Source organism: Bifidobacterium hominis (assembly GCF_040095915.1).
In the GTDB taxonomy this organism is placed as follows: Bacteria; Actinomycetota; Actinomycetes; order Actinomycetales; family Bifidobacteriaceae; genus Bifidobacterium; species Bifidobacterium hominis.
On sequence record NZ_JBBMFR010000002.1, the window covers coordinates 202104 to 216740 of the forward strand.

The 14637-nt window shown below is 55.3% G+C and carries 12 protein-coding genes; 4 read left to right on the forward strand and 8 right to left on the reverse strand.

The genetic code is table 11. From position 1 onward, the window contains the following. Nucleotides 1-107 precede the first annotated feature (107 nt). A complete protein-coding gene (locus WMO36_RS02345; protein WP_144090336.1) occupies nucleotides 108-932 on the forward strand; it encodes a PAC2 family protein in 825 nt (274 codons plus the stop codon). Nucleotides 933-1032: 100 nt separating this feature from the next. Here the strand turns inward: WMO36_RS02345 and WMO36_RS02350 are convergent, their stop codons facing one another. After that, the gene (locus WMO36_RS02350; RefSeq protein WP_099571853.1) at nucleotides 1033-1917 is read right to left on the reverse strand and encodes an undecaprenyl-diphosphate phosphatase; all 885 of its coding nucleotides are present in this window, start codon (nucleotides 1915-1917) and stop codon (nucleotides 1033-1035) included. Between the two features lie 200 nt (nucleotides 1918-2117). Between WMO36_RS02350 and WMO36_RS02355 the strand changes: the two genes are divergently transcribed. Beyond that, the gene (locus WMO36_RS02355; RefSeq protein WP_144164082.1) at nucleotides 2118-2909 is read left to right on the forward strand and encodes a fructosamine kinase family protein; all 792 of its coding nucleotides are present in this window, start codon (nucleotides 2118-2120) and stop codon (nucleotides 2907-2909) included. Between the two features lie 169 nt (nucleotides 2910-3078). Here the strand turns inward: WMO36_RS02355 and dnaJ are convergent, their stop codons facing one another. Then, a complete protein-coding gene (gene dnaJ, locus WMO36_RS02360; RefSeq protein WP_099571851.1) occupies nucleotides 3079-4230 on the reverse strand; it encodes a molecular chaperone DnaJ in 1152 nt (383 codons plus the stop codon). 53 nt (nucleotides 4231-4283) lie between these two features. Then, complete coding sequence (gene hrcA / locus WMO36_RS02365; protein ID WP_144090335.1) at nucleotides 4284-5417, reverse strand: heat-inducible transcriptional repressor HrcA; 1134 nt, start codon at nucleotides 5415-5417, stop codon at nucleotides 4284-4286. A 391-nt stretch (nucleotides 5418-5808) separates the two neighbouring features. Here hrcA and tkt point away from each other — a divergent pair, with 391 nt between their 5' ends. After that, complete coding sequence (gene tkt / locus WMO36_RS02370; RefSeq protein ID WP_099595611.1) at nucleotides 5809-7917, forward strand: transketolase; 2109 nt, start codon at nucleotides 5809-5811, stop codon at nucleotides 7915-7917. Nucleotides 7918-8009: 92 nt separating this feature from the next. Beyond that, entirely contained in the window at nucleotides 8010-9113 is a 1104-nt protein-coding gene (tal, locus tag WMO36_RS02375; protein WP_003834796.1) for a transaldolase, read from the forward strand. Nucleotides 9114-9389: 276 nt separating this feature from the next. Here the strand turns inward: tal and WMO36_RS02380 are convergent, their stop codons facing one another. The 5 genes from WMO36_RS02380 to WMO36_RS02400 form a co-directional block, all read right to left on the reverse strand. Further along, the gene (locus WMO36_RS02380) at nucleotides 9390-10925 is read right to left on the reverse strand and encodes an aminotransferase class I/II-fold pyridoxal phosphate-dependent enzyme (RefSeq protein WP_099571847.1); all 1536 of its coding nucleotides are present in this window, start codon (nucleotides 10923-10925) and stop codon (nucleotides 9390-9392) included. Nucleotides 10926-11094: 169 nt separating this feature from the next. Beyond that, nucleotides 11095-11907 carry an HAD family hydrolase gene (locus WMO36_RS02385; RefSeq protein WP_099595600.1) on the reverse strand — a complete coding sequence of 271 codons (813 nt, stop codon included), beginning with the start codon at nucleotides 11905-11907 and terminating at the stop codon, nucleotides 11095-11097. Between the two features lie 134 nt (nucleotides 11908-12041). After that, a complete protein-coding gene (gene secG, locus WMO36_RS02390; protein ID WP_099571845.1) occupies nucleotides 12042-12290 on the reverse strand; it encodes a preprotein translocase subunit SecG in 249 nt (82 codons plus the stop codon). A gap of 124 nt (nucleotides 12291-12414) precedes the next feature. Next, nucleotides 12415-13209, reverse strand: a complete 795-nt coding sequence (gene tpiA / locus WMO36_RS02395) for a triose-phosphate isomerase (RefSeq protein ID WP_099571844.1) — start codon at nucleotides 13207-13209, stop codon at nucleotides 12415-12417. A gap of 126 nt (nucleotides 13210-13335) precedes the next feature. Continuing rightward, entirely contained in the window at nucleotides 13336-14541 is a 1206-nt protein-coding gene (locus WMO36_RS02400; protein ID WP_099571843.1) for a phosphoglycerate kinase, read from the reverse strand. Between the last annotated feature and the right edge of the window lie 96 nt (nucleotides 14542-14637).

Genomic DNA, 14637 nt, shown 5'->3' on the forward strand with positions numbered 1-14637 from the left:
GTTTCGTTGACTGTCTGCAGTGGTTTTCAGCGATATCGCGAATGCTTGTCATTCACCGACGGCAAAAGCGTGTCGCAGCCTCTACGGTTTCGTTATACATTTGAAATATGTGTGAGGAGACGACAAGACGAACGACGATATTGATCGCCGCATTCGAGGGTTGGAATGATGCCTGCCAGGCCGCGACGAATGTCATACGGCATCTTGTATCGCGATATGATTCACAGGAGGTGCGTCATATCGACAACGAGGGTTTTTATGATTATCAGGTGGCTCGCCCGATGATCTGCTCGGTACAGGGACGTAAACGAATCATTTGGCCGCAGACCACGTTTTATGACATTGACGTCTCCCCTACGCTGCATTTGCTTGCGCAGATTGCCCCCGAGCCGAATTATCGTTGGGAGGAATACTGCAGGCATACATTGCGTATCGCAGAGGATTACGATGTGAGCGATATCGTCACGTTAGGATCCATGTTCGACAACTGCCCCCATACGAGGCCTTTGCCGCTTGACATTTCCAAGAATGGCTGCGAAAGCGAGCCTGACAAGGAATATAACGGCCCTGTGGGCATTCCTAATATTCTTGACGCTTTTGCGTCGGATGCAGGATTCCGAACCACGTCCATGTGGGTTTCCGTGCCTCATTATTGCGCCAATACGGAATGTTTGCAGGGCACGCTTGAGTTGGTTCGCGCATTGTCGCTTCTGTTGGAGCATCCGCTTATCGAGGGTGATTTGAACAGGAAGGCCGCAGAATGGCGCAAAAATGCCGATGAGATTGTCGAGCAGACACACGCTGGCGATTATCTTGCCTGTTTGGAGCGGGATTATGATTTGAACGCCCAGGCACAACGTATCGCGTCGAATGGCATGCCGGCATGTGAGGAATTGATTCGCGAGGCCGAATCGTTCTTGCGTGGCAATTGATGTTGCAACTGACGACAGGCTGTCAATATACAAGTTGGGCCGACCATCCTGCGATGGCCGGCCCAACTTTCTTGTTTGTTGTTCGCTTATCGAACTAGGTTCACGCTGTAGCCACGGCTTCCAGCGGAGAGAGCACGCCTGTGATCAGCAGCAGTGCCACAACGACTGCCAAGCCGATGCGGTAGATGGCGAATGCCTTGTACGAGAATGTGGATACGAACTTCAGGAAGCCGATAATCACCACATAGCCGACTACGAACGCTACGATGGCTGCGGCGATGGTCGGGCCCCAGCCTGGGAACATGCCGGCATCCCCCGTCGCAACGTCCTTAACGGCCGATACGGCTTCCAGAATGCCTGCGCCGAATACGGCGGGAATGGCCATAAGGAAGCTCACGCGAACGGCTGCCTCACGGGTGTACCCCATAGCACGGCCGAAGGTGATGGTGCCGCCGGAACGGGAAACGCCTGGGATCAGGGCGAGCATCTGGCCGATGCCGAAGATCAACGCGTCCTTCCACGTCATTTCCTTCATGGTCTTGACCTGCCTGGAACGAGCATCGACCACCCACAGCAACACGCCGAATAGCACAAGCACGGTGACGGTGATCCACAGATTGCGCAGCGATCCTTCGATGGCATGCTTGAACAGCAGGCCCGCAATCAGAATCGGCATGGTGCCGAGAATAATGAACCAGCCCATCTGGGTATCCGGATTGTGTGCGCCCATACGGCTTTTGAAGTCCTTGCCCTCCTTGCCGAACAGGGAGCCAAACCAAGCACCGAGAATACGGATGATGTCGTGACGGAAATACAAAATGACGGCAAGCTCGGTGCCAATCTGAATAATGGCGGTAAACGCGGCACCCGGGTCAGAGCCCAGCATCAAATCGCCGATGATGCGGATATGGGCACTGGAAGAAACCGGCAGGTACTCGGTCAATGCCTGCACCAGCCCAAGGAAAATCGCTTGGAAAAAATTCATGAACCCTCTTTTATATGTATCAATGGTTTCGTCTGCTTTTCCGCATCCAAGACTAGCGAGAGGGGTCTAATTTTTCACTATGGATCCTTGAGTTGTCTCAAACTATGCACACAATGGTGCCAAAACCTATCGGAATCTCGCCAGCGACTCTATATAGTCTCGCAAACGTGGCGCATGATGCAAAAGAAAGGCCTGGCATTATGAGCAAATACCGCAAAAGCAGAGCATTCAGCCCGGAAGGTTTCTTCGAATGCGAAGGCCGTGGCCTGCAATGGCTTGGTGAAGCGAGCTCCAAGGGAGGTCCGCGTGTTGTGGACGTATACGATTGGGACAAGGATTATCTTGATATCGAACGTGTGAACGCCTGCGGGCCGACACTGCAGGCCGCGCATAATTTCGGCGCGTCCCTCGCCCGCATGCACGATGCCGGTGCTGATTATTTCGGATCCGCCCCGGCCGGCTATGCGGGAACCTGCTATTTTGGCCCCCTGCAGGATCCGGTTCCTATGGATACAGGCGAATGGGATGACGTGGTCACATATTTGGCCGAAGGCAGGCTCCGACCAATGGTACGGCTTGGTATGAAACGTCGCGAACTGACCGACTACGACATGGAGTTGACTGAAGCTGTCATTGAAGCGCTGCCTGAAATACTGGGCAAAGCAGCTAACGATAAGCCTGCGCGTGTGCATGGCGATCTGTGGAGCGGCAATGTCATGTGGTCAGCCGATTCCGGATCTGTGGAAGCGGTGCTGATCGATCCGGCCGCGCATGGCGGACATCGTGAAGAGGATCTCGCCATGCTTGACCTGTTCGGTATGTCGTATTTGCGGGACATTCTCGACGGATACCAGTCCGTGCACCCGTTGAAGGCAGGATGGCAGGAACGAACCACTTTGTGGCAGCTCTACCCCATCGCCGGCCATTGCGTGTTCTTCGGCGGCGGTTATGTGAACCAATATCGCGCCATGTGCCGGTCATTGCTCAAATAAACATGTAGATATGTCTAATGATTGGCTGTTGTAGACATGAGACAATCCGCTTGCTACAGCAGAAACATTGACAAAATAGCCGGTTGCCTTGATTTTTGAAGCAACCGGCTATTTGAATGCGATCTAACGCTGTTTTCTTATCGGATGTAAGGCATTAGAACAAGGAAAATCAGCGCAACGCATCTTTCAACTTGGAGAAGAATCCCTTCTTCGTTCCGGTAGTTGGACGTGCACTTACCGCGACATGCTGGGCGTCGGCGTCATGCTTTTCGGCGAACTGTTCCATCAGCTTACGCTCGTCATCGGTAAGCTTTGTCGGAATCTTCACTGCGATATGCGCCACCAGATCGCCGCGTTCGTTCTTGTTGTTAAGATGGGTGACACCCAGGTTCTTCAAGGTCACAGTGTCATCAGGCTGACTTCCTGCAGGCACGCTCACCGACTGCTTGCCGTCGAACGTGTCGATTTCCAGATCATGCCCCAGCACGGCCCAGCTCATCGGCACTTGAATCCAGCAGTGCAAATTATCACCGTCACGAGTGAAGGTGTCGTCTTGAGCGATGCGGATATCGATATACAGGTCGCCGGCAACACCGCCGTTTTCACCCACTTCGCCCTGATTGGCGAGACGCAGACGGGTATTGTTCGCCACTCCGGCAGGCACGGACACACCGACATTACGAGTGGTGCGCACGCGACCATGACCAAGGCAGGACGGACACGGATTTTCGATAACGGTACCGTGTCCTTCGCAGCGTTCACATGGCGCAGTGGTCATCATTTGGCCGAGCATGGTGCGTACTACGCGCTGGGCGTAGCCTTGTCCATGGCAGTCGGGGCATTGCGCAGGCTGGGTGCCTTTCTGGCACCCTGTTCCGGCGCATTCCTGACATAGGCCGAACGTCTTGATCTCAACATGCGCGGTGTCGCCGAACACCGCCGTCTTCAAGTCGATGGTTACCGTGGCAAGTGAGTCACGTCCTGGCTGCGTACGCGGGGTCGGTCCACCGTTACCACCTCCGAAGGCACCTCCAGTGAACATGCTGAAGATGTCTCCCATATCGCCGAATCCGCCACCGAATCCGCTGCCGCCCATACCTCCGGCATTTGGATCGTTCGGGTCCACGCCGGCGTCGAACATCTGACGCTTCTGCGGGTCGGACAGTACCTCGTAAGCGTTGTTGACTTCCTTGAATTTATCTTCGAATTCCGGACCTGCGATATCGGGATGATATTTGCGGCTCATCTTTCGATAGGCCTTTTTGATCTCCTCGTCGCTTGCGGAGCGGTCTACGCCCAGCACTTCGTAATAGTCCGTCACTGTTGTTCTTTCTCCCTATTGTTTTCTGCGTGTCATTGTGCCATAAGGCGGGGTCAGCTGTTGGTTTGGTTTTCGTCGTGTGCCACGAATGCGGTCAGATATCTGGCGACGGCACGCACTGCGGCCATGGTCGCCGCGTAGTCCATATGCGTCGGCCCGATGGATCCGACGAAAGCAATGGGCTCGCTGGAATCTTGCGCTGTAGTGGTGCGATCGCTGGCTTCTCTCCCTTGTTCTTCTGCAGTTTCGCCTTCTGCGGCGTCGTCAACGGTTGCCGAGGTTCGACCGTATCCGCTGGTCACCACGGATGCGTGCAGCAGGCCGGGCGTGTGCGTTTCGGATCCGATGGCCACCCCGACTCCATTGGATTGCGTGGCTTCACTCAACGAGCTCATGAGTTTCATGAGCACGACTTGCTCTTCCAACGCATCGAACAATGGTGCAAGATCGGCCACGGTACGCTGGTGCGCGAGCCGTGAGGTTCCTGCCATATAGAGTTCGCTCGCGCGCTCGTCGTCGGCCATGCCATCGAAAGCCTGGGCAAGCGTTTCCACCAATTTGCTGATGGAGTGGTATTCCTTGCGGGACGACATCTGCCTGACATAGTCTGCGGTTCGAGTCAAGGAAACGCTGGCGCACTGCGCATTGATTTCGTTGACCAGATGCGACAGCACCGTGGCATCCGGCAACTCGGAAACGTTGAGTATATGCTGCGCCACTCGGCCGGTGTCGGTGATGACGACGGCCAATAAGGTGTTGATTGATACGGGAACGATTTCGATATGCCGTAACGTTGATTTCGCCAACGACGGCGCCGCTACGACTGCGACCTGACCGGTGATCTGCGCCAGAAGACGGGCTGCGCGCTGCAAGGTGTCCTGCAGGTTGACGGATCCCGACAAGAAGCTGTTGATGCCACGGCGTTGCGCTTCGGACATCGGCACCACTGTGGCCAAACGGTCCACGAAGTATCGGTACCCTTTTTCCGTTGGTATGCGCCCTGCTGACGTATGGGGTTGAATAAGGTATCCCTCATCTTCCAAGGCGGCCATATCATTACGGACGGTGGCCGAGCTGACGCCCAGATCATGATCTTTGGTCAAGGTGGTCGAACCGACTGGCTCCTGCGAGCGAATATAGTCCTCGACGATGGCACGCAGTACCAACATACGTCTTGACTGCGTCATGCGTGCCTCCTCTTTCACATATGCGATACAACTCAGCGGAATCCGGTTTTCGGTATATCTGCGATATTAGGCGAAACCATCTTCCGTAAATGCTTCTCCCATTGTATTAGCACTCGTGCCGCGCGAGTGCTAATACGTTCGCTTCCAGAGTACGTGTTTCTCGTTTTTTTCGATATCGATCTCCCGAAATGCTCGTCATACCACCAATCGAACAGAACAATCGCACGAGAATGTTAATTGTTAGCGCTAACAGAACACAAACTACCAAAACACGCCAAAAATCCATCACAACGTCACCTCACGTCGCTACTATGGGAAACGCAATGTGAGGGCGTCGAGCGCTCGGCACAAGCCGGATACGCGGCCCGACCAATTGGAAGGAAAGTAATCCATGACCGAATTCAAGGAGACCGAGCTGGACGAGCGCGCCATCAAGATGGCCAAGGTCCTGTCGGCCGACGCGGTTGAGCGTGCGGGACACGGCCACCCGGGTTCCCCCGTCTCCCTGGCGCCTATCGCCTACACTCTGTATCAGCATTTCATCAAGCATGATCCGAACGATCCCAACTGGGAAGGTCGCGACCGCTTCATCCTTTCCGGCGGCCACGCCTCCCTCACCCAGTACGTCCAGCTGTACTTCTCCGGCTACGGCCTGACCCTGGACGATCTGAAGAACTTCCGTGGCGGCGCTGACACCCGTACTCCGGGCCATCCGGAATATGGCCTGACCCCGGGCATCGAAATGACCACTGGTCCGCTGGGCCAGGGCTTCGCTTCCGCCATCGGTTTCGCCTATGGCCAGCGCTTCCAGCGTGGCCTGCTTGATCCGGAAGCTCCGGCAGGCGAGTCCCCGTTTGACCACAACATCTGGGTCATCTGCGGCGAAGGCGATATCGAAGAAGGTATCTCCGGCGAAGCTGCGTCCCTTGCTGCCAACCAGCAGCTGGGCAACCTGACCGTAATCTTCGATGCCAACCGCATCCAGATCGAAGGCGACACCAACCTGGTTCTGGCTGAAGACGTGCTCAAGCGCTTCCAGGCCTACGGCTGGTACACCGACGAGTTCAGCTTCATTCAGCCTGACGGCTCCTACAAGGAGGATGTCGAGGGTCTGGCCGACACCATTGCCAAGGCTCGTGAAGCTGCCCCGAACCAGCCGAAGCTCATCAAGGTCGACACCCTGATCGCTTGGCCGACCCCGGGCAAGACCAACGATCCGTCTTCTCATGGCTCCAAGCTGGGCACCGAAGCCGTCGCAGGCCTCAAGGAACTGCTCGGCTACGATCCGGAAGAGTCCTTCCATGTCGACGAAGAGGCTCTGGCTCACGCACGCAAGGTTGCTGAGCGCGGTCTCGAAGCCCACAAGGAATGGGACGAGAAGTACAACGCATGGCGCAAGGCCAACCCGGACAACGCCGCTCTGTACGACCGCCTCAAGGCTGGCGAGCTGCCGGAAGGCTTCGACAAGGCCATTGATGACCTTGAAGCCACTTTCGAAGTCGGCAAGGGCGTTGCAACCCGTGGCGCTTCCGGCTCCGTGCTGAATGCCATCGCCGCTGTCATGCCGGAACTCTGGGGCGGCTCCGCCGACCTCGGTGGCTCCAACAAGACCGATCTGAAGGGCGCTGCCACCTTCGCTCCCGCCGAGTGCGCCACCAAGCAGTGGCCGGTCTGCAGCCCGTACGGCCGTCAGCTGCACTTCGGCGTGCGCGAATTCACCATGGGTACCATCACCAACGGCATCCTTCTGGGCTCCCACACCCGTCCATTCGGCGGCACCTTCTTCATGTTCTCCGACTACGAGCGTTCCGCCGTGCGTCTGGCCGCCCTCATGCAGATTCCGAACCTGTATGTGTGGTCCCACGACTCCGTCGCCGTCGGCGAAGATGGCCCGACCCACCAGCCGGTGGAGCATCTGGCCTCCTTCCGCGCCATCCCGCAGCTTGAGGTCGTTCGTCCGGCCGATGCTTACGAGACTGCCGAAGCCTACCGCTACTTCTTCGAGAAGAAGAACACTCTGCCGGCAGCTATGGTGCTGACCCGTCAGGGCGTTCCGGTTCTCGCTGAGACCGCCGAGAAGGCCAAGGACGGCGTCAAGAAGGGCGCCTACGTGCTCGTTGACACTGAAGGCACCCCAGACGTCATCATCATGGCCACCGGTTCCGAAGTGCAGTGGGCCGTGTCCGCAGCCAAGACCCTGGCTGACGAAGGCATCAAGGCTCGCGTTGTGTCCGCTCCGTCCCTCGAATGGTTCGAGGAGCAGGACGCCGAGTACAAGGAAGCCGTGCTTCCGGCCTCCGTCAAGGCTCGTGTCTCCGTTGAGGCTGGCGTTGCCATGCCGTGGTACAAGTACCTCGGCTCCTACGGCAAGCCGGTTTCCATCGAGCAGTTCGGCCTGCAGGGCGACGGCGCTCAGAACATGATCGACCTGGGCATCACCGCCGAGCATGTTGTCGAAGCCGCCAAGGCCTCCATCGCGGAAGTCGAAGCCGCCAAGTGATTCGACGGGGAGGGGCACAATGCATGTGCCTCTCCCCTTTTACCGCACAATAGATAAAGATTTGATCCAAAAAGGTATCAAGGAGAAAAACAATGACTGAAGCAACTCAGCGCACCTCTGACTCCGGTGTCTCGATCTGGCTGGACGACCTGTCCCGCACCCGTATTGAGTCCGGCAACCTGCAGGAGCTCATCAAGGACAAGAACGTCGTTGGCGTCACCACCAACCCGTCCATCTTCCAGAAGGCTCTGAGCCAGGTCGGCCCGTACGATGCACAGCTCAAGGAGCTCGGCAAGGTTGACGTTGAGACCGCTATCCGCGAGCTCACCACCACCGACGTGCGTAACGCCACCGACATCTTCCGTGAGATCGCCGAAGCCACCGATTTCGTCGATGGCCGCGTCTCCATCGAAGTTGATCCGCGTCTGGCCCACGAGACTGAAGCCACTGAGAAGCAGGCTGTCGAGCTCTGGGAGAAGGTCAACCGTCCGAACGCCATGATCAAGATCCCGGCAACCCTCGAAGGCCTGCCGGCAATCACCGCAACCCTGGCCAAGGGCATCTCCGTCAACGTCACCCTGATCTTCTCGCTCGAGCGTTACGAGCAGGTCATCGACGCCTTCATCGAAGGCATCGCTCAGGCTGACGCCAACGGCCATGACCTGAAGCACATCGGTTCCGTCGCTTCCTTCTTCGTGTCCCGCGTGGACACCGCCGTCGACAACAAGCTTGAGGAGATCGGCTCCGATGAGGCCAAGGCTCTCGAGGGCAAGGCCGCTATCGCCAACGCTCGCCTCGCTTACGAGCTGTTCGAGAACAAGTTCGCCAACGATCCGCGTTGGGCTGCTCTCGAAGCCAAGGGTGCCAAGAAGCAGCGTCCACTGTGGGCCTCCACCGGCACCAAGAACCCGGCCTACTCCGATTGCGTCTACGTTGACGAGCTCGTCGCTCCGCTCATCGTGAACACCATGCCGGAGAAGACCCTGAACGCTCTCGCCGATCACGGCAACGGCGCCCCGACCATCAAGGGCACCTACGAAGAGTCCCACGCCATCATGGCCAAGCTCGCTGAGCTGGGCATCGACTTCAAGGCTGTTACCGACAAGCTGGAAGCCGACGGCGTCGCTTCCTTCATCAAGTCCTGGGATTCCGTCCTCACCGACGTCCAGGCCGGCATCGACCGTGTCAACGGCTGAGCTTCTTGCTTAGACGTTAGCGATTTAGGCTAAAAAATTCCCCTGTCAGAATTCTGACAGGGGAATTTCTGTTATTGCTCTACATGTTTTCAGCTTATTCCAGCACGGAGGCATGAAGCGGTAGCCTGACGGATCCGCTTGGATCGCCTGCGCTTTGCATCCTCCAAAGGATCGTAACCATACTTATGGGTAATGTGACTATAAGTATTTAGGGGTGGAGCGTCGCGATACTGCGCGCGCTTCACCCCATGAATGTCCTTCAAACAACCAAGGTCATCATGCCTGATGATATGTACTCAAGAAATCAGCGATCTCACCTATGGTTTCCTTCAACATCGTGATACGCGGCAGATATACCACCCTGAAATGATCTGGATTCTGCCAGTTGAACGCACCGCCATGACTGATTAGAATATGCTTGTCATGCAGCAGATCCAATGCGAACTGCTCGTCAGAGTGAATATTGAACTTTTTGACGTCTAGCTTCGGGAAGATATAGAACGCCGCTTTCGGCTTAACTGCGGTAACGCCGGGAATTTCATTGAGCATCCGATAGACCAGTTCGCGCTGCTCGTACACGCGGCCACCTGGCTTGATGTAGTCTTTGACACTCTGATGCCCACCCAAAGCGGTCTGCACCACCGACTGAGCGGGAACATTCGAACACATACGCATGTTCGCCAGCATGTTCAGGCCCTCGATGTAATCCTTTGCAATACGCTTGTTGCCGGAAAGTATCATCCATCCAATGCGGTATCCGGCAATCATATGCGACTTCGACAGACCGGAGAACGTCACACAGAACAGATCCGGAGCCAGCGATGCAATAGAAATATGCTCCAACCCATCCATGACTAGGCGATCATAAATCTCATCGGAGAAAATAATGAGCTGATGTTCCCGGGCAATGTCGACAATCTGCTGCAACAGTTCCCTCGGATAAAGCGCTCCGGTCGGATTATTTGGATTGATGATGACAATTGCTTTGGTCTTATCCGTGATTTTAGAGCGGATATCGTCGATATCGGGATACCATTCGGATCCCTCGTCACAGATATAATGCACGGCGGTGCCGCCGGCCAAATTCACGCAGGCGGTCCACAGAGGATAGTCCGGCGAAGGCACTAGCACTTCGTCGCCGTTGTCCAACAATGCGGACAGCGACAGGTTGATGAGCTCGCTGACGCCATTGCCAGTAAAGATATCATCGATGGAGACATTCGGAATATTCTTGAGCTGTGCATACTGCATGATGGCTTTGCGTGCCGAGAACAGACCTTTGGACGGTGAATATCCTTCGGTCTCAGGCAGCTGTTGCGCCATGTCATACACAACTTCATCCGGAGTCCGAAATCCGAATGGCGCAGGATTGCCGATATTGAGTTTCAGAATATGCGTTCCCGCTGCTTCCATGCGTGCCGCCTCGTCCGCCACCGGACCACGAACGTCGTAGAGCACATTGTCGAGCTTATGGGATTTCGCAAAGGTGCGCATAGTCTTTCCTTCTTTTGATTGCGCTGATGCAGGATTGCTATCATGTCGGGTTTCATCAGACTCGATTGCAGGCAAGGCGGCGGGGTTCTGCTCCATGGGAACGTCCTTTCCCATCAGCCAATCCTCATTGACCTGCAGAAAAGCCGCAAGAAAATGGGCGATATCGGCACGTGGCACGGTTTTGCCGCTCACGTACTGACTCATATGACTTTTACCAAGTTTGATATTGAACTTCTCAGCCGCATGCACAAAGTCAATTTGTTTGACATTGCGGAACGCCATTGCGGCGTTCAACCGGCTGGAGAATGATTCTGTCATACCAGTCCTCCCAGTTCAATTCTCGTCAAATACTAGTTCAAATCCTAGCACAAGCCACCTATTGAAATCACGGAAGTTCAATATCGAAATGTAACTATTTCGCATCCCTTTGCAACAAAAGTTCAATTCATGAAGTTCAACTCATGTAACTCTTGAACATTACGAGACGTCACAATAGATTATCTTCAATCCACTGTGCCACACCGTCATCGTTGTTGGATGGGCAGATTTCATCTGCGATGTTCAACACATCCGGATTGGCGTTCGCTACCGCCACTCCCCTGCCGGATTTACATAGCATGGCAATGTCGACCAAATCATCGCCGAATGAGACGGTTTTGCTTATTGGCGTCTCAAAATGCTCTGCAAGCAGATCCAATGCATGTTCCTTGTTGGCTTGAGGATTCATTAACATCCACAGCGATCCCTCAGAGATGTGAACATCAAAGTCGCTGGGCACAAGAGAACCGACCTGATTCCACTGCTCATCGTTAGGGAAGATAATGAGCTTATCGGCAATACCTTCAGGAACATCGTCGAAGTCAGTGTATCGCCAAGTCTGTGTTTTCCAGTATTTCGTAACGTCGAAATTGGTGTATCTCACATCATCCATGACAATGCCGACTTCCATGCCGGGCAGTTCGGTCAACAGATTCTTGCAGACTTCGCATGCTCGCTGTGAGGAGAACCCGATTTTCTTAAGATGGCCATCTTCCGGCAGTATCGGCGAAGTAAGCATTTCATAATTTGATGAGGATGGATTGAAATCGATCAATGCTCCATTGAGATAGGCGACGGCATCAACCGGCAGTTTTTCCACGAACGAAAAGCCTGTGCTGACCGGACGTGCCGTTTCCACAGCGAAAGTCACGCCATTATCGTGCATGCGGTTAATCACATCGATGGAACGTTGTGTGAGAAAACGTTCCTCGAATGTTTCACCATCATGCAGCAAGGTACCGTCCAAATCCGCGACAACCATCGTGGTTTCTTGGGTTTTCTCGATTTTCAAAGACGTCAAATCAATCCTTCGCTCGTATGTTGCAGCCAATACTACGATAGAAACAACTTCGGCCCATGGCTGGATTACAGTCATGGGCCGAAGCAAAAAGCCAATCAGATGAGGTTGAATTTCGTCATCAGACCGAGGGCGATGATGATGGCGACCCACAGTATTGCGATGATGACGGTCCAACGATTCAGGTTCTTTTCGGCGACGCCAGAGGAACCCGCATTCTGGGTGAGGCCGCCGCCGAACATATCGGACAGACCGCCACCCTTACCCTTGTGCATAAGAATCAACAGGGTGAGCAAGAGGCTGAAAATAACAAGAATAATCTGCAGCACAAGCTTGACGATGGCCATAGCGGACACGAGTGAACCTCCAGTTCGTAAACACTGTCGTTAACAATAGCGCAAGGTATTGAGAAAATCGAATAATGACCGTACCTTGAAAGACCAACTCGATAAAAACATTATTCCGCGAACATCATACCGTCGCATTCATGGTGAGCTGGCAGATTCTGGTGAGCTCATCCACATTCAGCGCGGCGCCGCCGATAAGGAATCCGTCCACATCGGGCTCGCCAATCAATTCTTCGGCATTCTTTGAAGATACGGAGCCTCCATACAGAATGCGCACAGCCTCTCCCACATGTATTCCGAAAGTCGCAGACAGATCATCCCGAATCGCTTTGGCCGCGTCCTGAGCGGATTGTGGAGTGGCCACCATTCCGGTGCCGATGGCCCATACCGGCTCATACGCTACTATCAGACGCGATGCTTCCTCGTCGGAAAGATCGCGCGTGACGTCATGCACCTGCCCCACGGCGAAATCAAGCTCAATGCCTTTGCGACGTTCCTCATAGCTTTCGCCAACGCAAAGAATCGGTTGCATGCCGGCCGCCAAAACAGCGCGTACCTGGTCCACGATGTTCGCGTCATCTTCCGGATGGTATTTACGGCGTTCAGAATGGCCGACAATCACATACGAACAGCCAAGGTGAGCGATCATATCGGCAGACACATCTCCGGTGAACGCGCCCTGCGATGTTACGGAAACAGCCTGTGCGCCGTAGCGAATCTTCAAATTGTCAGATTCGACCAACACCTGCACGCTGCGCAACGATGTGAAGGACGGCATCAATGCGATTTCACAATGGCGGTAGTCAAAATGGATGTCACGAAGTTTCCATGCGAGCTGTTGAACGAAATAGGTGGCTTCAAGATGATCGAAGTTCATCTTCCAATTGCCGGCGACCAGTGGAATTCGTTGCGATGCCATGTGTTTGCCCGTCTCCGTTCTTATTTCATTCAGTGTTAGTACGCCGTAATTTCGGTTTAGTGAAAACAAGAGGTGCTCCCCCACCTTTGTCGATAAGGGAGCACCTCCAGATTATGCGTTAAGCAATTAGTCGAGCACCTTCAGGCCCGGCAGTTCCTTGCCCTCAAGGAACTCGAGGGAAGCGCCGCCACCGGTAGAGATGTGCGAGAAGCCATCCTCCGGGAAGCCGAGGTTGCGCACTGCGGAAGCGGAGTCACCGCCACCGACAATGGTGAACGCGCCAGCTGCGGTTGCGTCGACCAAGCCCTGAGCCACGGCCTTGGTGCCGGCTGCGAATGCCGGAACCTCGAACACGCCCATCGGGCCGTTCCACACGACGGTCTTGGAATCCACAATCTTGTCGTGGAAGAGCTTCTGGGAATCCGGACCGATGTCCAGACCCATCTTGTCGGCCGGAATGGCATCGGCTGCCACGACTTCCGGGGCGATGTCCTCATCGGACTTCGGGAAAACCGGGTTCACCACGATGTCGGTCGGCAGTACGAGCTCAACGCCGTTCTGCTCGGCACGATCGATGTAGCCCTTGACTGTTTCGACCTGATCCTCTTCCAGCAGGGAAGTGCCGACCTCGAGGCCCTTGGCCTTGAGGAAGGTGTAGACCATACCACCGCCGATGACCAGACGGTTGGCCTTGTCAAGCAGGTTCTCGATCACGCCGAGCTTGTCGGAAACCTTGGAACCGCCAAGCACGACGGTCAGCGGGCGCTCCGGCTCGACGGTGGCGCGGGACAGAGCCTTGACTTCCTTCTCGACCAGCAGGCCGGCGGCTGCCGGCAGATCAGCTGCAACGTCGTAGTTGGAGCCCTGCGCACGGTGAACGACGCCGAAACCGTCGGACACGAACGCTTCACCGAGAGCTGCGATCTTCTTGGCGTAAGCGGAACGCTCCTCCGGATCCTTGCTGGTTTCTTCTGGGTTGTAGCGCACGTTCTGCAGCAGCACGACATCGCCATCGTTCATTGCGGCGACCTTGGCCTGAGCGTCTTCGCCGTAGGTGTCTTCAGCCAGCGGAACCTCAATACCGAGCAGCTCGCCAAGACGAGCGGCGACCGGAGCGAGGGACAGTTCCGGAACGACCTTGCCCTTCGGGCGGCCGAGGTGGGCCATCAGAATGACCTTTGCGCCTTCTTCGCGCAGAGCCTTGATGGTCGGCAGAGCGGCCTTGATGCGACCGTCATCGGTAATCGTGGTGCCGTCCAGCGGAACGTTGAAATCAGCGCGAACGAGAACGCGCTTGCCCTTGAGATCTCCAAGATCCTTGAGTGTCTTCATGTATATCCTTTCCTAGCCGCTTGTAAGCGTGGAATGGCCATATTGCCATTTACGAATAATACAAGCTCAAACGAACAAAAACACCATGCTGTTCGA

Bases quoted from the DNA above. Each gene is read 5' to 3' on its own strand.
- WMO36_RS02345 (WP_144090336.1), top strand. From the start codon at position 108: ATGTGTGAGGAGACGACAAGACGAACGACGATATTGATCGCCGCATTC.
- WMO36_RS02350 (WP_099571853.1), bottom strand. From the start codon at position 1,917: ATGAATTTTTTCCAAGCGATTTTCCTTGGGCTGGTGCAGGCATTGACC.
- WMO36_RS02355 (WP_144164082.1), top strand. From the start codon at position 2,118: ATGAGCAAATACCGCAAAAGCAGAGCATTCAGCCCGGAAGGTTTCTTC.
- hrcA (WP_144090335.1), bottom strand. From the start codon at position 5,417: ATGACGCAGTCAAGACGTATGTTGGTACTGCGTGCCATCGTCGAGGAC.
- tkt (WP_099595611.1), top strand. From the start codon at position 5,809: ATGACCGAATTCAAGGAGACCGAGCTGGACGAGCGCGCCATCAAGATG.
- tal (WP_003834796.1), top strand. From the start codon at position 8,010: ATGACTGAAGCAACTCAGCGCACCTCTGACTCCGGTGTCTCGATCTGG.
- WMO36_RS02380 (WP_099571847.1), bottom strand. From the start codon at position 10,925: ATGACAGAATCATTCTCCAGCCGGTTGAACGCCGCAATGGCGTTCCGC.
- WMO36_RS02385 (WP_099595600.1), bottom strand. From the start codon at position 11,907: ATGGTTGTCGCGGATTTGGACGGTACCTTGCTGCATGATGGTGAAACA.
- secG (WP_099571845.1), bottom strand. From the start codon at position 12,290: ATGGCCATCGTCAAGCTTGTGCTGCAGATTATTCTTGTTATTTTCAGC.
- tpiA (WP_099571844.1), bottom strand. From the start codon at position 13,209: ATGGCATCGCAACGAATTCCACTGGTCGCCGGCAATTGGAAGATGAAC.
- WMO36_RS02400 (WP_099571843.1), bottom strand. From the start codon at position 14,541: ATGAAGACACTCAAGGATCTTGGAGATCTCAAGGGCAAGCGCGTTCTC.